We start from the raw sequence: 15233 nt of genomic DNA, 5'->3' as shown, positions 1-15233 counted from the left end.
GAGATGAAAATAAAAAACATACTGGGAAATACCGTTTTATGGGCCTTTTTATTAATCTTTGGCCTGGTGACCTTGGTTCCAGTCGTCATTACGATCCTCGGTTCCTTCAAGACAAACGTTGAACTGACGACGGGAGCAACCTTCCTGCCAAGCAAGTGGCACTTTTCCAACTATTCGGAAGCATGGCGGATTGCCAACTTCTCTACGTATACCATGAACAGTCTTATCGTCGCCTTGTCGGCAGTTGTAGGCACATTATTAGTATCTTCTATGGCGGCTTATGTAGTAGATCGCATGGATTTTATCGGCAAAAAAATATACGTCAGCATGCAGGCATTCACCATGTTTGTCGCCGTAGGGGCTGTTGTGCTGCGTCCACAGTTCGACCTAATGGTCAAACTGAATTTGCACAGCTCGTTATGGGGCGTCATACTGATTCTGATTTCCGCCCATGCTTCCATCTTTTTCATATTGGTGAGCTTTATGAAAGGCATTCCCAAAGATCTTGATGAGGCCGCGAAGATCGATGGCAGCTCCTTGGGACGGACCTTCTGGAGGATTATTCTTCCGCTGCTCGGGCCTGGTCTTGGAGTAGGTGCATTATTCACTTTCCGCGGGGCCTGGAATGAGTATTTGCTGCCGCTGGTATTCACAATGACCAAGCCGGAGCTGCAGACCTTGACCGTAGGACTTGCGAACCTGAAATACGGCATTTCAGCCGCATCCCAGACGCATTATATGATGGCCGGAGCCTGCTTGTCTATTTTACCAATCCTTGTGGCCTATATCTTTGCCAACAAATCGTTTATGCAGATGACGGCCGGTTCCCTGAAGGGATAGAGCCACAAAACATAAGCTTATGCTTCCGATGCCAGTTTTGTACGAAGCTACTCGTAGAAGCTGATGCTCACAAAACTTTCAGGAGGTTTACACATGACAATACAGGTTCCGAGCATCCTTAAATCAAGCAAGTTCATTCACCGCCATCCTAATAATCCCATTCTGGACGCTGCGCGGGTTCCTTACCCGACTGCGCTGGTCTTCAATGCTGGCGTGACCAAATTCAACGGGAAATATGTCATGGTCTTCCGCAATGACTATGGTTCCCTGGAGAATCAGACCATTGAGCCGCATCATACGACCGACCTTGGCATTGCTTTCAGCGATGACGGGATCAACTGGGAGGTAAGCCCGAAGAAATGCTTCAAGCTGCATGATGAAGAAATCATCCGTGCGTATGACCCGCGTCTGACTGTTATCGACGGCCGCTGCTATATGTGCTTTGCGGTGGATACGAAACATGGTATTCGTGGCGGGATTGCGGTGACTGATGATTTTGAAGAGTTCGAGATTCTCAGCTTATCTTCCCCGGATTTACGGAATATGGTACTGTTCCCGGAGAAAATAAACGGCAATTATATGCGATTGGAACGTCCTTTTACCGTGTACAGCAGAGGTGGGCAGGACCGCTTTGACGCCTGGATTGCCGAGTCACCCGACTTGAAATACTGGGGAAATTCAGATCTGTTGTTTGGAGTGGAGCATGTTCCGTTCGCTAATGACAAGGTGGGACCCGCTGCGCCTCCTGTGAAGACGGACAAGGGCTGGCTGACGACCTTCCATGCAGTGGATCTTGATCCGGCCAGAGGCAAACATGGCTGGGAGCCGACTTGGAAGAAACGATATACAGCAGGCATTATGCTGCTTGATCTCCATAATCCAAAAAAGATTATCGGCATGTCCCAAGAACCGTTGATTGCACCGGAAGTAAGCTACGAGATTGATGGCGGCTTCCGCAATAACGTTATTTTTCCGGGTGGGATGATTCTGGAGGATAACGGAGAGGTCAAAATCTATTATGGCTCCGCGGATACGATCGAATGTCTGGCGACTGCGCATGTGGATGATCTGCTATCCCTCTGCCTGAAAGCTGATGAACCTGATGACAAAGATATGGGATAGCCTGCAGAACCCTCCGGTAGATTACCGCTCCGTTCCCTTATGGTCATGGAATGACCGCTTGGAGAAGGAGGAGCTAGAGCGGCAGATTGAGGAGATGCATGCTGCTGGAATTGGCGGATTCTTCATGCATGCAAGGGGCGGGCTGCTTACGCCTTACATGGGTGAGGAGTGGATGGAAGCCATTTGCCTCTCGATTGCGAAGAGTCAGGAACTGGGCATGAATGCCTGGTTCTATGACGAGAACGGCTGGCCCAGCGGCTTCGCCGACGGAAAGGTTCCCGCCAAAGGAATTGCGTATCAGCAGAAGCAGCTTCATATTGAAGCTGCTCCGTTCCAGTCCGAACCGGAACGGAGTCTTGGCTACTATGCAGCTGAGGCTGACGGGCAAGGCTATCGATTGTTATCCGCAGCTGAAGCAGATGCTGCCGACCTTAGAGTTTACTATGAAGTGAATCCTTATTATACAGATACGCTCAGCGAGCTGGCGGTAGGTGAATTTATTGCTACTGCCTATGAGGCCTACTGGGAACAGTTTGGCGAGGAATATGGTGCGCAGCTGCGTGGTGTGTTCACGGACGAACCGCAGTTTGCGCGCGGCGGGCTTCCCTGGTCCTTCGAGCTGGAAGAGATGTTTACCTCACGCCACGGCTATGATGTGTTGACCGTGCTGCCGTCACTTTTCTTTAATAAAGGAAATTATACTAAGGCGCGGTACGATTATTGGGAGTGCGTAACCTTTATGTTCACGCAGGCGTATGCCAAGCAGATCGGTGATTGGTGCGAGAGTAAAGGCTGGTCGGCTACCGGACATGTGGTAGATGAGCAGGAGCTGATGCATCAGGTAACTTCCGTTGGCGATCCAATGGCCTTCTACGAATATTTGCAGATTCCCGGATGCGATTGGCTGGGACGGTTCGTCGGTGAAGAGCCGATTGTTCCCAAGCAGGTCAGCTCGGTGGCCCGCCAGCTGGGTAAGAAGCGGACGATTACCGAAAGCTTCGGCTGCTCTGGCTGGAATGTCAGCTTCGCGGATTTAAAAAGAATCGGCGAGTGGCAGTTTGTGCATGGCATCAACCTGATGTGCCAGCATTTGCAGGGTGATTTCGCCCAGCAGGGTTTCCCGTTTTTTGCAGGCAGCCTCCATCTGCAGCAGACGCTGGAGCTTAACACAGAGGAGCTTTTACAAGCCAAATGACTCTTTCATTCGCCGCCCGATGCTATCGTCAGCAAGCTGTCCATCAATGGAAACGTGGTGAAGAAGTTCCTCTGGGAGCCGTATGAAGCGGATATTACCCCGTTTCTGCAGAGTGGCAGCAACAGGATTGAACTGGTACTTACCAACAGCTGCCGCAATTTACTAGAACCGCATCATCACCTCAAGGGTGAGGTGTAAAAGATAGGTCCAGACAGCTTTAAAGATAAGCCAGGCTGGACGGATAAGGATCTCGACCCGGATACACATGTGTATCAGGCCAGATACGCTTTTGTACGATTTGGCTTGGCAGCTGCACCAGTGATCCACTTAGGGAACATAGAAACAGAGAACAGGAATTGAAGCTGAGAATGACATTAAGGAGTGTTCACCCGTCGATGGCGGGGAACACTCCTTTTTTGAATAATAATCAACGTTCGGTAGACTGATTCAGCGGTTCTGCTTCCGGTACTGCAAGGGCGAGCGCTTGGCGATTTGTTTAAAGACGCGGCCGAAGTGGGCGATGCTGTCAAAGCCGGTATCCTCGGCAATTTGGGTGACCTTGGCGTTTGACTCGCGCAGTTGCTGCTGTGCTTTCTGGATGCGGATATAGTTCAGATATTCGATAATCGTGAAGCCGGTCGTTTGTTTGAATAGACGGCACAGATAAGTACTGCTGATATAAAAGCTTTCCGATAACTGTGCCAGAGTCAACTTATCGTTATAATGCGTCTGTAAATAATCAATGATTTCATAGACCTTCATTTGTTTTTCATTATTCTCGGGAGCAATAGCTTCCCGCTGCAGCTCCTGGATTCTGCCCATTTCAATGCATAACTGAAGCAGCAGCGACTGGAGATACAAGCTGTGCTGTGTCCGGTGCTCCACTTGTTCCTTGAGCATGGAGTAGAGAATATTTTCTATAATGCCCTGTTCATGGGCATCGGGGCGGAGCAGCAAACATTGAGTAGCCATAAAGGGAAAATGGAGAGCAACTTGTGCCCCGATCTTTTGCAGAAAAACATCATCAAAGTTAATTAAGATTCGTTCATGACGTATTGTGTCTTTGACGGAAGTGCGATGCAGTTCGTTCTTGTTGATAAATAAGAGGTCGCCTTTACGCAGGGCGTATACGAGATTGTTGATGTAATAGTTACGCTCGCCGGCCACTAAATAGTAGATTTCATAGGTATCGTGAACATGGTCGGAGTCCATGGTGTATGGTCGCTCCCGTTTGAGTTGTTCAATGAAAAACTGTGAACGGAGTGCATCGGACATGGGGAGGGCTCCTTTTTATAAAATATAAGAATTTGGACGGCAAAGCCGTTTATTCTTGAAAGAGGATAATATATACATAGTTTAGGTGAAAAATACTAATAAATGCTTAGATTTAGATCTATTTTATACTATACACTATAGAAAGAAAACGCAACCAAATCAATAGCTGATGGAGTGATAATTATGAGTAAGAAGAAATACGTGTTTGTAGGTACCGGCGGCCGCGCTGAGTTCTTCTATGGTGAGATCACCACAAACTACCGGGAAACCTCAGAGATCGTGGGCTTATGTGATGTCAACGGAGCAAGAATGGCGCATGCAAACAAGCTATTGCAGGAGACATATGATTATCATGCTGTGCCTGTATATAAAGCGCATGAATTTGATCGCATGATTACCGAAACGAAGCCGGATACAGTGATTGTGACGAGTATTGACCGTACGCATCATCGTTATATTATTCGGGCCATGGAGCTTGGCTGTGATGTGATTTCCGAGAAACCAATGACTATTGATGAAGAGAAATGCCAGGAGATTCTGGACGCTGTGGAACGGACAGGCAAAAAACTGCGGGTCACGTTTAATTATCGCTATGCCCCACATAATACCAAAATCCGTGAGCTGATCATGGACGGGGCCATTGGCGAGGTACTTTCCGTTAACTTTGAATGGCTGTTAAATACACAGCATGGAGCGGATTACTTCCGCAGATGGCACCGCGATAAACGCAACAGTGGTGGACTATTGGTCCACAAATCAACACATCATTTTGACCTGATGAATTTCTGGCTGGGCTCGCGTCCGGAAACGGTATTTGCGATGGGCGATCTACGATTCTACGGCCGAGAAAATGCGGAGAAACGTGGCGTGAGCGAATTCTATCAACGTGTTCATGGGAGTGCGGCGGCGAAGAATGATCCCTTTGCCCTGCATCTGGAAGACAACGAACAGCTGAAGGCGATGTATCTGGATACCGAGCATGAAGATGGATATTTGCGGGATCAGAGTGTGTTCGGGGATAACATCAGCATTGAAGATACAATGGGCGTTATGGTCAAATACAAAAACAAAGCCATCATGAATTATTCATTGAATGCCTATTTACCTTGGGAGGGCTTTATCGTTGTCTTCAACGGGACAAAGGGCCGGATGGAAGTCAAAGTCGTCGAACAATCTTATGTGAATGCCGGTGGCAGCAAGGCTCAAGAGGGCGCAGTGAAAGATAAAACAATCACCGTCTTTCCGCAGTTTGCCGAACCGTATGAGGTGGAAATCGAGGAAGGTGTCGGCGGTCATGGAGGTGGAGATCCGGTGATGCTGCGTGATATTTTTGAACGGCCGATCGATGACCGCTTTAATCGTGCGGCATCTCATGTGGATGGCGCTTGGTCGATCATGACCGGTATTGCCGCCAATCGATCGATGGCTACCGGTTTGCCAGTGAAGGTGGACACGTTGCTTAAATGGTGAGATAACTAATCCTGTTATAGCGCCCCAAAAAACCAGCCAAACACGAGTTTAAAGTGTTTGCTGGTTTTTGGGTTGTGGAACTGTTGTTCATGATTGAAGGGGATATTTAATGTTTATTTTTATTAAATAGTATAAGGAGTAGCTTCTATCAATTCTGCTTTGGCAACAGCTTCTGCTAAGGATAACTCCGTGAAATTCTGAGCGGGCAGGAATCTTCCGCTTTTCTGATCATCCAAGAAAGCACCTACTGCGATTCCGGGTATTACACTTTCAACGGCACTTGTGGCTTGGGGACCCCCCAAATCCGTGCGGCACCAGCCCGGGTCGGTCAAACTAATCATCACATTCGTTCCATCCAGTCTGGAAGCCAAATCCTTGGTGAACTTATCAAGAGCGGCTTTGCTGGCTGCGTAGCCTGCTTGCTCAGGTTCATTCTTAATCCCGCTCGTTGTATTGATAACACGTCCAAAGCCGCGTTCGATCATCTTGGGGATCAGGCGATTACAAATTGTTGCGATTGAAATAAAGTTAATCCGGAAGCTCATTTCAAAGTCTTCAACCGGAGTGTTCCAATCATCCGTTCTGTAGGCAATCTGCACAGCAAGGAGAATTAACCTATAATCAGGTTTCTTTCCTGTTGTATTTGTAAATAATACAGCAGTGAGGGGGACTTCAGATGCAAGCCTATTTGGATGTTGTGATACGGTCCGTATCTGCTATATTACTGCTGCTGTTGATAGCCAAAATACTCGGAAAACAGACGATCTCCAATATGACCTTTCACGATTTTGTGACGGGGATTACCTTAGGGGCGGTAGCTTCAAACCTGGCGTTTAATAAAAACATAAAATCTTCGTATATGATCTTGGCGCTCATCATCATTGCTGGCACTTCCCTTTTGCTATCAGTTATTGCCCTCAAGAACCACAAAATGAGGAAGTGGATATCAGGTTCACCAACGGTCCTTATTGAAGGCGGGAGAATTCTTGAAGGTAATATGCAAAAGGTAAGATTCTCTATGGATTCCTTGGATCAGGCCTTGCGGGGAAATGGGATTTTTAACATTGAAGAGGTTGAATACGCAGTTCTTGAGGATAACGGAATGGTCTCGGTTCTGAAAAAAGAAAAGTATCAATATGTGACCAAAAAGGATATGAAGCTGCATCTCCAACCCCAAAGCTTTCCCCTTGAATTAATTATGGATGGGACCCCTATGGAGAATAATCTGAAGAATAACGGACTAACTGAGGAGTGGCTTGAAGCGGAGCTGAATCGTAAGGGGAAAAAGATATCTGACGTATTCTACGGCGTCAGGGGAACGCAGCAGCAGTTGGTCTTTGATTTCTATGAGGATGGCATCCAAAAACCTGTTGATCAAGAATAATGAATATGACTCATTGCCTATAGTTTAGGTGATGGGTCTTTTTTTTTAGATTGACGAATGGGATTTCAGACGTCTATAATATTCATATAAGTATTAATTAATTAATATTAAGGTTAACTATGAGAGGCGGCAAGAATAATGACTCAACGGGCTGTACTTAACACGGATATCCGCAAAGGAAAGATTAACAGAAATATTTACGGTCACTTCTCCGAACATCTGGGACGTTGTATTTATGAAGGGCTCTGGGTCGGAGAGGACTCTACAATCCCGAACACCAAGGGTATCCGCAACGATGTTGTGGAAGCGCTTAAAGAAATCAAGATCCCTGTACTGCGCTGGCCTGGCGGCTGTTTCGCCGATGAGTACCACTGGAAAGATGGGATTGGCGAGCGGGAAGGCCGGAAACGTATGATTAACACTCACTGGGGCGGTATGGTTGAGAATAACCATTTTGGGACCCATGAATTTATGGAATTATGCGCTATGCTGGCATGCGAGCCTTATATCAATGGGAATGTGGGTAGTGGCACCGTGCAGGAAATGTCAGAATGGGTGGAGTATTTAACCTTCGGCGGCGTATCCCCGATGTCCGAGTTGCGCCAGTCGAATGGCCGGCAGGAACCGTGGGCTGTGACATACTTCGGCGTGGGCAATGAGAACTGGGGCTGCGGAGGCAATATGCGTCCTGAATATTATGCTGATCTGTATCGTCAATATCAGACCTATGTCCGCAATTATGGCGACAATCATATCCACCGTATTGCTTGTGGACCTAATTCAGATGATTACAATTGGATGGAAGTTCTGATGCGTGAAGCAACCCGCTTTATGGACTCGATCACATTGCATTATTATACGGTTCCTGGCCCAACCTGGGACAAAAAAGGAACGGCTACAGGCTTTGAAGTCGCTGAGTGGTTCACTACTCTGGAGAAATCACTTCATATGGAAGAACTAATTACTAAACATAGTGTAATTATGGATAAATATGATCCAGAGAAGCGCGTGGGCTTGATTGTCGATGAATGGGGTACTTGGTATGATGTCGAGCCTGGCACCAATCCGGGATTTCTCTATCAGCAGAATTCGATCCGTGATGCACTGGTGGCGGGAGTGACCCTGAATATTTTCCACAAACACAGTGACCGGGTGCGGATGGCTAACCTTGCGCAGACGATTAATGTATTGCAGGCGGTGATATTGACTGAAGGGGAGAAAATGCTGCTGACCCCTACGTACCATGTGTTTAACATGTACAAGGTGCATCAGGATGCTGAATTGCTGGATTTGACGCTGGAGAGCGGTACTTACAGCTTCGATGGACATGAGATTCCCGAGATATCGGCTTCGGCATCAATTACTGCTGAGGGAGTGATTCATGTCAGCCTGTGCAACCTGAATCACGAAGCAAGCTCCATCGTTCCCGTGGATTTGCGCGGACTTGCTGGACAGATTGTAGAAATAACGGGCACAACACTAGCAGGTCAAACTATCGATGCTCATAATACGTTCAGCCAACCGGAAGCGGTGGCTCCACAGCCATTTAATGCCTATACGCTGGAGGGTGACCGCCTGACCGTTGAACTGGCTCCAATGTCAGTAACTGTGCTGGAAATTAAGCCAAAAGCATAAGGCGGGATGGCCGATGTCAACATCATCAGCATGCAAGGGGTGCCGTGAGGATTACAAAGTTACGGAGGTACAGATTGCCCGTATCTTGTCTTCCTCCATGTTCAATCCCGAGAATTCTGTTTCTGAAGAGGTATACGCTGAACGGCTAACGCTGTGCGGAACTTGCCCGAAGCTGCAGGAAGGTGTTACCTGCCTAGCCTGCGGCTGTATTATCCCGGTTGTAGCCAAGCTTAAGGAACGGGGTTGTCCGCTGCCTGGCGGAGGCTTGTGGGGACCGCTAAATTAAATAACGCCAAATACAACAAGAGCCGCATTCGACTCCCCTATCCGGGAGAAGAATGCGGCTTTATTTGGCAATTAAGGGGGACAAACGAATGAATTGTTTACAAGGTACTTATACAAACTTACGTTGATCTGTCGCTGCGGACTGTAATTCCGCTATTTCAGTTGTTTGGTGCTGTTTGGGAGTGTTCGCGGACTGAGAATCCGTTATTAGGGTTATAGGGCGTCAGAATCAGTAGTTTAACGAAAATAGCGGAATCTGAGTCCGTAAGAACGGATTATATAGTTATTTTCAGCAAATAGGAGCTTCTCAGTCCGGTCAACGGACATCTGTATAGAACAGCTCCACCACAAGATCTTCATTATAGTTGCCGAAACCTTTGCCAAAAAGCGTTAAGCCGCCAATATGCTCCGCATCCTCATCGACGGAGAGCTTGAAGGTCCATTGCTTATCGCGGATGCCTACTTGATCCAGCGTAATTTCAGACAGCTTCAAGCCGTCCATAAAGGTACCATTCTGGGTTATGCGGAGTTGCTTGAGCAAGCCATATTGGTTGGTGAGCGCCGGCCACCAGGCGGGCGTATATTTGCCGCGTCTGTCGCCATAATCGCCGGGGCTGGTCCAAAAGCCAAGCTCCACTCCGTTCAAGGTGAAGGTAATATCCGAAGGCCAATTATTGTTGACTGACGGTGCCTCAGAGGCAATTTCCATGGTGATGACTAGTTCCTCGGGCTGTTGGCTGGTCAGCAGGAAATTAGGAATTTTATATTCAACATAACCTTTGCCGAACCAGAGAATACCAGCGTTCATCCGCTCCAGATCCCAGAAATAGCGTGGATCATCGAAGCTGCCGATAACCTGCTCGGTAGTTGCGAGTCCGCAAGTGGGTTCGATCAGGAAGTCAGAATAATGACCTACAGGTATATCCTTGCGGTAGCTCTTGCGTTCCACATCCGGATGACCCGGAAAGATGATTTCGGCATGATCGGCATCCAGTGTACAGATCTTTTGCAGGCCACTGCGTCCGGGTGCCATATGAGTCCGGATTAAGCCAGCGGTCTCCAGCTTTCGTACATGCATAGTCATAATGGCGCTGCTGAGCTTTACTGCACCAGCCAATTCTTTGACATTCATCGGGTGTTCAGCAAGCAGACGCAGCATATGCAGACGTACAGAGCTGGATAAGGCTTCATACACGGGAAGGGATTCTTCCGTCAGATCAAGTTTCATGGGTTGCCTCCGGATTTCAATTGCGTTTAAGCCTATATAGTTAATAATTATATTACTCAAATGGGCTTTTTACAACCGGGTTCTACAAAGGCAGATCACTCCGTCTGAACAGCTCCATTAATATGACCAGGAGATGTTTCATTATGTTGAGGAGCTGTATGAGCGGGAAATTATGCCGCTGCTCGTTAAGATGGTGGAAGACGGAAAAGCACGGGGAGAGATCTCTAGTAAGGTTTCGACAAAAGCTATTCTGACATTTATGGGCATGTATATGCGCAACTCGGGGGCATTACTGGAGGAGGCAAGCAACCATAATAACATGGATGCCTTCCTGGAGGAAGCCATCCATCTTTTCTTCTACGGTATCTGCGGACGGGAGCCGGAATAAGTACACTTCGTTATGTGGAAAGTGGGTTTCCCTGCATACCTACCCACAGTTCTGTCTGTTCCAGCTGTGCGGCGAGCTGCAGCAGTAAATCCTCGCGGCCTTTGGAGGCCGTCACCTGAACACCCATTGGAAGTCCTGCTGGGGTCATATGCACGGGTACACTCATGGCGGGCTGACCGGTCAGATTGGCGAGCTGGGTGAAGGGCGTATAGGTTAAACTCGGTTCGAACATGGTATAGATTAGCTGCCTTTGCGCATCTTTGGACATTTCGCTAACCTGCAGCAACTTCTCAATTTCCTCAGGACGTTGGGTAAGCTCGCCAACTTTAGGTGCCGAATCGGCGTTGGTCGGCGTCACATATAGATCGTAGCGATTGAATAATGCCGCCATTTGGGCGGCAGCTATATCCCATTCATTCAAGCTGTGAACGAATTCTGCGGCCGAGACTTTTTTGCCAGCTTCGGCAAGAACCCAGGTCACAATATCAACTTCTCCGGCAGTAATGGCACGGCCCTTCATCCGTTCAAGTGAGAGAAACATCGCGGAGACTTCTCCGGCGTTCATCGTATAGTAGTTTTCCATCAGCCTTACGCCATTCACAGGATTCCGCGTTTCCTCGACTTCATGTCCTGCGGCTGCGAGCCAGTGTACGGTTTTCATTACAGCCTGTGCGGCTTCCTCCGTAACTGGCGTTCCAACTGGCGAAGTGATCGTGTAGGCAATTCGCAGCTTCCGATCTGTCGGCTTGTATAGATCGTCCAGATATACGCCAGGATACAGCGGCGTTTGAAAGGCGGCTTCGGGCTGCACAATTTGCAGCAGATCCAGCAGGGCTGCACTATCGCGTACCGAGCGGGTCAGCGCGAAGTCGATGGATGCGCCTTGCCATTGGCGGCCAACTCCGGGTCCTACGGGTGTACGGCCGCGTGTTGGCTTAAGTCCGAACAGGCCGGTGAACGAGGCCGGAATACGGATCGAACCGCCGCCGTCACTTGCTCCCGCCGCCGGAACGATGCCCGCCGCAACTGCGGCAGCAGAGCCGCCACTTGAACCGCCGGGCGAATACTGAGGATTCCAGGGATTGCGAGCAGGTCCATGCAGGACAGACTCGGTAATATTCTTAAGCCCGAATTCGGGCGTATTGGTGTGCCCAAGCGGAATAAAGCCGCCGCTTCGGATACGGGCTACGAAGTTGGAGTCCCGCTTGGCAACATTGTCCTTCAACAGCATTGCGCCTGAGGTTAGAGGTTCGCCCCCAATCGCTTGGGAGATATCCTTCAGCAGAAAAGGAACCCCTGCAAAAGGCCGGGATGAATCACCGACAGGCATTTCATCCGCTTCCTTGAGCGCAGCGATGCGGCGAGTGCGCACAACCGCATTCAAGAGCGGATTCACCTCATCCAGCCGGGCGAATGCGGCTTCCACAAGCTCGCGCGGAGAGACTTCGCGCGCTTTCACAAGCGCTGCAAGCCCTACAGCATCATAATGAGGATAAGAAAAGGACATTTATCGTCAACCTCTTTCGGTTTGATCTATCATAACTAACAGCTCTTCCAATCAACCTCTATGATTATACAAAAATATAAATGGCTTGACGAATTAGGGATTCAACAAATTCTTTTTTGTCCTTATTTGGGCTATAATTATCTCAAATAAGCTTATGAGGTGTAATGATGATAGACGATAAGTACGAAAATATAGATTCTTTAATCGAAGCATTCCAACAATTTTCCAAGATGAATTGGCGAACAACAACGCTATGGGGTTTGAAGCCTAGTGAAATACGGTTATTAGTCTCTATAAAGCTTGGAGTGGAAAGAGAAGGGAAGAAAGCCCAGACTGTATCTGACCTCAGCAAGCTGCTTAAAGTGACCTCACCTACCATTACGCAGATGGTTAATAGTCTGATCACACAAGGATATGTGGTACGCACGACAGATACCCAAGACCGGAGAATCAGTGATATCACCCTGACGGATAAAGGCGAACATCTGGCTGAGATGGCTGTCACCAGGGGCCGTGATACCTTTAAGGGAATGATAGATCATCTGGGAAAAGAGCAAAGCGATACCTTGATGCAACTTCTGAACGAGGTGTACTCCTATTTTGAAGAGGTGAGCCGCCAGCATAATGACTTCTAATCCGCCAGTCCTTACAAAAAAGAGATGTTCCATAGTATTTTCTCTCCTTAGGACTTTTATTTATGTTGAAACAAGCCTATAATCTAGTTAGGTAACCAAACTAATTAAAATAAGGGCGATTTCATGCCTCTGTCCAAACTACATCGGAGGTGCCTAATGGATAATCTGGGTATTCAAGAGAAGAAGCTAATCGTAGCCTTTGAAAATATAAAGCGGCTAACCACCCGAACCCAATCCACAGACTCTGTTCCGCATGGAGAATTCCTCATGATGTTTGTGATTAATAGCGTAATGAAGCAGACCGATCCGGAAATAAGTGCAACCGCTTGTCCAGGGGTGATGATTTCGAAGTTAAGTGACTTGCTGCAAATTAGCAGACCTACAGCCTCACAAATGATAACCACGTTAGAAGAGAAAGGTTATGTAGATCGAATAGCTGGCGCAACAGACCGCCGAATCGTCTATATCTGTCTGACAGAGAAAGGACAGATGGTATTTAGCACAAAGATGGCTCTCTACTCAGGTTTTCTGACTGAGATCATCGAGAAAGTGGGCAGGGAGGAAATTGATCAATTAATTTCTCTCTGTGAGCGTTTCCATTCGGCAGTTTGTGAAGTAAGAGGTCGATAATGATGATCGGCTTCGGATAGCTGCTCCAATTCTGCTATGGATTAGCTATCATTCCATATATCGTGTATGATATGATTTTGTAAAATATACGAATAAGGTGGATCTGGATGACCAAAAATCAATTGAGCCGATACGTGCTGACGGACGAGCTGTATAAATTGCTTAAGGATCAGATTATTTCGCATATCATGTCTGCAGGCGATAAGATTAACATAGACAAACTGACCAGAGAGCTTGGGGTCAGCAATATCCCGATCCGGGAAGCCTTATTCCGGTTGGCTTCTGAAGGTTTCGTTACAAACGTTCCTTTTAAAGGAATGTTCGTGGCGGAGATGAACCTGAAAGATATCGACGATATCTTTGAAATTCGTAATCACCTCGAGGAATTAGCGATCCGGAAAGCTGCCTTGTTGATCCCAAGAGAACGTTTGGAGCAAATTTTGCTGGAGCTAGGCAACCATGAGCAGGAGGGTGCTGTCTGGAACGGTGAAGAAAATCGTCTGCTGAGTATGAATGAAGGGCTGCATGGCACGATTCTTAGCTACACTAGCAATTCTATTTTACAGCAGATGGTTACTTCTTTAATTGAACGAATATATCGTTATTTGAACCTGTATCATTACCAAATCGATCTCGCAGCAGAACGAATTGAGCATGAATCTATAGTGCAGGCTTTACTGGCAGGAGATACTGAACAAGCTGTGGCTTCCATGCGGGTTCATCTTCAAGAGGCACACCGTAGACTGCGGGCTAATGTGAATTAGCCCTATTTGTCTTCTTTACAGTATAAATCGTGTATGATATATTATAAATTATTAACTGATATTGAAAGCGCTTCACGAGAAGGGATGGTGTTCACATTCATGTTGCTGGCAGGAAAGGTTTGTATTATTACCGGGGGAGCTTCTGGTATAGGAGAAATTATGGCAAAACGTTTTGCTGAGGAAGGGGCAATCATCGTAATAGCTGATATTGATGGGCAGGCAGGGCAGCGGGTGGCGCTAGAAATCGGTAGCGCGCAGGGTTCTCAAGTCGCATATTCCTTCCAGTTGGACGTTTCGTCCGAGAGTGAGGTGCAAGCCTTGGTCACAGATATTATGAACCAACATGGGAGACTGGATGTTCTGGTCAATAACGCGGCGACCATTCTTCCCAAGCCGTTGGAAGAGGTGTCAGAACCTGAATGGACGCGCTTGATGAATATCAATTTGAAGAGTGTCTATTTAATGACCAAGCATACGATCGGACTGCTGCGGCAAACGAAAGGAAATATCGTCAATATGGCTTCCCTGAATGGACTGATTGGCCAAAAGCAGAATGCGGCCTACGCAGCGACCAAAGGAGCAATGATTGCGCTGACCAAATCGCTCGCACTCGATTATGCGGTGGACGGGGTCAGGGTCAACTGCATCTGCCCAGCAGGCGTATCCACGCCGCTGCTGGAGAAGTGGATTCAAGAACAGGATGATCCGGTGCGTGCCCGCACAGCGCTTAACGACATGCATCCCCTGGGAAGACCCGCTTTACCGGAAGAGGTAGCGGATGCTGCTTTGTTCATGGCCAGCGGTTTGGCCAGGTTTGTAACGGGCGTGGCTTTGCCGGTAGATGGTGGAGCTTCGCTCGGGTACTAAATAAGAAA

Annotated in this window: 17 protein-coding genes; 13 read left to right on the top strand and 4 right to left on the bottom strand. The window is 47.9% G+C overall.

Annotated elements, in window-relative coordinates; all coding sequences use genetic code 11:
• Nucleotides 1–3: 3 nt before the first annotated feature.
• From GJB61_RS23815 to GJB61_RS23800, 4 genes are all read left to right on the top strand, one after another.
• The gene (locus GJB61_RS23815) at nt 4–840 is read left to right on the top strand and encodes a carbohydrate ABC transporter permease (protein WP_154121518.1); all 837 of its coding nucleotides are present in this window, start codon (nt 4–6) and stop codon (nt 838–840) included.
• Between the two features lie 93 nt (nt 841–933).
• The gene (locus GJB61_RS23810) at nt 934–1962 is read left to right on the top strand and encodes a glycoside hydrolase family 130 protein (protein ID WP_154121517.1); all 1029 of its coding nucleotides are present in this window, start codon (nt 934–936) and stop codon (nt 1960–1962) included.
• Entirely contained in the window at nt 1943–3157 is a 1215-nt protein-coding gene (locus tag GJB61_RS23805) for a glycosyl hydrolase (RefSeq protein ID WP_195724449.1), read from the top strand. Before GJB61_RS23810 ends, GJB61_RS23805 begins: the two co-directional genes overlap by 20 nt.
• Nucleotides 3158–3211: 54 nt before the next feature.
• Nucleotides 3212–3355, top strand: coding sequence for a hypothetical protein (locus GJB61_RS23800; protein ID WP_195724448.1), 144 nt, complete (start codon nt 3212–3214; stop codon nt 3353–3355).
• A gap of 249 nt (nt 3356–3604) precedes the next feature.
• On the opposite strand, the gene GJB61_RS23795 is transcribed toward GJB61_RS23800, so the two are convergent.
• Nucleotides 3605–4432 (bottom strand): helix-turn-helix transcriptional regulator, encoded by an 828-nt coding sequence (locus GJB61_RS23795; protein WP_154121514.1) that lies wholly within the window; start codon nt 4430–4432, stop codon nt 3605–3607.
• 183 nt (nt 4433–4615) lie between these two features.
• Here GJB61_RS23795 and GJB61_RS23790 point away from each other — a divergent pair, with 183 nt between their 5' ends.
• Nucleotides 4616–5902, top strand: a complete 1287-nt coding sequence (locus GJB61_RS23790) for a Gfo/Idh/MocA family protein (protein WP_154121513.1) — start codon at nt 4616–4618, stop codon at nt 5900–5902.
• A 122-nt stretch (nt 5903–6024) separates the two neighbouring features.
• Here GJB61_RS23790 and GJB61_RS23785 read toward each other — a convergent pair whose 3' ends face one another.
• Nucleotides 6025–6501, bottom strand: coding sequence for an SDR family NAD(P)-dependent oxidoreductase (locus tag GJB61_RS23785; RefSeq protein ID WP_338116071.1), 477 nt, complete (start codon nt 6499–6501; stop codon nt 6025–6027).
• A gap of 77 nt (nt 6502–6578) precedes the next feature.
• On the opposite strand from GJB61_RS23785, the gene GJB61_RS23780 reads away from it, so the two are divergent.
• From GJB61_RS23780 to GJB61_RS23770, 3 genes are all read left to right on the top strand, one after another.
• The gene (locus GJB61_RS23780; RefSeq protein WP_154121512.1) at nt 6579–7286 is read left to right on the top strand and encodes a DUF421 domain-containing protein; all 708 of its coding nucleotides are present in this window, start codon (nt 6579–6581) and stop codon (nt 7284–7286) included.
• 138 nt (nt 7287–7424) lie between these two features.
• Entirely contained in the window at nt 7425–8921 is a 1497-nt protein-coding gene (locus GJB61_RS23775) for an alpha-N-arabinofuranosidase (RefSeq protein ID WP_154121511.1), read from the top strand.
• A gap of 13 nt (nt 8922–8934) precedes the next feature.
• A complete protein-coding gene (locus GJB61_RS23770; RefSeq protein ID WP_154121510.1) occupies nt 8935–9207 on the top strand; it encodes a DUF6171 family protein in 273 nt (90 codons plus the stop codon).
• Nucleotides 9208–9522: 315 nt separating this feature from the next.
• Here GJB61_RS23770 and GJB61_RS23765 read toward each other — a convergent pair whose 3' ends face one another.
• Nucleotides 9523–10434 carry an ArsR/SmtB family transcription factor gene (locus GJB61_RS23765; RefSeq protein ID WP_154121509.1) on the bottom strand — a complete coding sequence of 304 codons (912 nt, stop codon included), beginning with the start codon at nt 10432–10434 and terminating at the stop codon, nt 9523–9525.
• Nucleotides 10435–10567: 133 nt separating this feature from the next.
• On the opposite strand from GJB61_RS23765, the gene GJB61_RS23760 reads away from it, so the two are divergent.
• Nucleotides 10568–10822 carry a hypothetical protein gene (locus GJB61_RS23760; protein ID WP_154121508.1) on the top strand — a complete coding sequence of 85 codons (255 nt, stop codon included), beginning with the start codon at nt 10568–10570 and terminating at the stop codon, nt 10820–10822.
• Between the two features lie 10 nt (nt 10823–10832).
• Here the strand turns inward: GJB61_RS23760 and GJB61_RS23755 are convergent, their stop codons facing one another.
• Nucleotides 10833–12329 (bottom strand): amidase, encoded by a 1497-nt coding sequence (locus GJB61_RS23755; RefSeq protein WP_154121507.1) that lies wholly within the window; start codon nt 12327–12329, stop codon nt 10833–10835.
• Nucleotides 12330–12493: 164 nt separating this feature from the next.
• On the opposite strand from GJB61_RS23755, the gene GJB61_RS23750 reads away from it, so the two are divergent.
• From GJB61_RS23750 to GJB61_RS23735, 4 genes are all read left to right on the top strand, one after another.
• The gene (locus GJB61_RS23750; RefSeq protein ID WP_154121506.1) at nt 12494–12964 is read left to right on the top strand and encodes a MarR family winged helix-turn-helix transcriptional regulator; all 471 of its coding nucleotides are present in this window, start codon (nt 12494–12496) and stop codon (nt 12962–12964) included.
• A gap of 156 nt (nt 12965–13120) precedes the next feature.
• Entirely contained in the window at nt 13121–13594 is a 474-nt protein-coding gene (locus GJB61_RS23745) for a MarR family winged helix-turn-helix transcriptional regulator (protein ID WP_195724447.1), read from the top strand.
• 107 nt (nt 13595–13701) lie between these two features.
• Nucleotides 13702–14358 carry a GntR family transcriptional regulator gene (locus GJB61_RS23740; protein ID WP_154121504.1) on the top strand — a complete coding sequence of 219 codons (657 nt, stop codon included), beginning with the start codon at nt 13702–13704 and terminating at the stop codon, nt 14356–14358.
• Nucleotides 14359–14442: 84 nt separating this feature from the next.
• The gene (locus GJB61_RS23735) at nt 14443–15225 is read left to right on the top strand and encodes an SDR family NAD(P)-dependent oxidoreductase (RefSeq protein WP_338116077.1); all 783 of its coding nucleotides are present in this window, start codon (nt 14443–14445) and stop codon (nt 15223–15225) included.
• The last annotated feature ends 8 nt before the right edge of the window (nt 15226–15233 follow it).

The organism is Paenibacillus monticola (assembly GCF_009664975.1).
GTDB lineage: Bacteria > Bacillota > Bacilli > Paenibacillales > Paenibacillaceae > Paenibacillus_AQ > Paenibacillus_AQ monticola.
This window is presented reverse-complemented; position numbering and strand designations above follow the sequence as displayed.

What these genes read in the sequence shown, in the direction of transcription:
- GJB61_RS23775 (WP_154121511.1), top strand. Translation starts at nt 7,425, where the DNA reads ATGACTCAACGGGCTGTACTTAACACGGATATCCGCAAAGGAAAGATT.
- GJB61_RS23780 (WP_154121512.1), top strand. Translation starts at nt 6,579, where the DNA reads ATGCAAGCCTATTTGGATGTTGTGATACGGTCCGTATCTGCTATATTA.
- GJB61_RS23765 (WP_154121509.1), bottom strand. Translation starts at nt 10,434, where the DNA reads ATGAAACTTGATCTGACGGAAGAATCCCTTCCCGTGTATGAAGCCTTA.
- GJB61_RS23815 (WP_154121518.1), top strand. Translation starts at nt 4, where the DNA reads ATGAAAATAAAAAACATACTGGGAAATACCGTTTTATGGGCCTTTTTA.
- GJB61_RS23795 (WP_154121514.1), bottom strand. Translation starts at nt 4,432, where the DNA reads ATGTCCGATGCACTCCGTTCACAGTTTTTCATTGAACAACTCAAACGG.
- GJB61_RS23805 (WP_195724449.1), top strand. Translation starts at nt 1,943, where the DNA reads ATGACAAAGATATGGGATAGCCTGCAGAACCCTCCGGTAGATTACCGC.
- GJB61_RS23770 (WP_154121510.1), top strand. Translation starts at nt 8,935, where the DNA reads ATGTCAACATCATCAGCATGCAAGGGGTGCCGTGAGGATTACAAAGTT.
- GJB61_RS23745 (WP_195724447.1), top strand. Translation starts at nt 13,121, where the DNA reads ATGGATAATCTGGGTATTCAAGAGAAGAAGCTAATCGTAGCCTTTGAA.
- GJB61_RS23740 (WP_154121504.1), top strand. Translation starts at nt 13,702, where the DNA reads ATGACCAAAAATCAATTGAGCCGATACGTGCTGACGGACGAGCTGTAT.
- GJB61_RS23810 (WP_154121517.1), top strand. Translation starts at nt 934, where the DNA reads ATGACAATACAGGTTCCGAGCATCCTTAAATCAAGCAAGTTCATTCAC.
- GJB61_RS23735 (WP_338116077.1), top strand. Translation starts at nt 14,443, where the DNA reads ATGGTGTTCACATTCATGTTGCTGGCAGGAAAGGTTTGTATTATTACC.
- GJB61_RS23790 (WP_154121513.1), top strand. Translation starts at nt 4,616, where the DNA reads ATGAGTAAGAAGAAATACGTGTTTGTAGGTACCGGCGGCCGCGCTGAG.
- GJB61_RS23760 (WP_154121508.1), top strand. Translation starts at nt 10,568, where the DNA reads ATGTTTCATTATGTTGAGGAGCTGTATGAGCGGGAAATTATGCCGCTG.
- GJB61_RS23755 (WP_154121507.1), bottom strand. Translation starts at nt 12,329, where the DNA reads ATGTCCTTTTCTTATCCTCATTATGATGCTGTAGGGCTTGCAGCGCTT.
- GJB61_RS23750 (WP_154121506.1), top strand. Translation starts at nt 12,494, where the DNA reads ATGATGATAGACGATAAGTACGAAAATATAGATTCTTTAATCGAAGCA.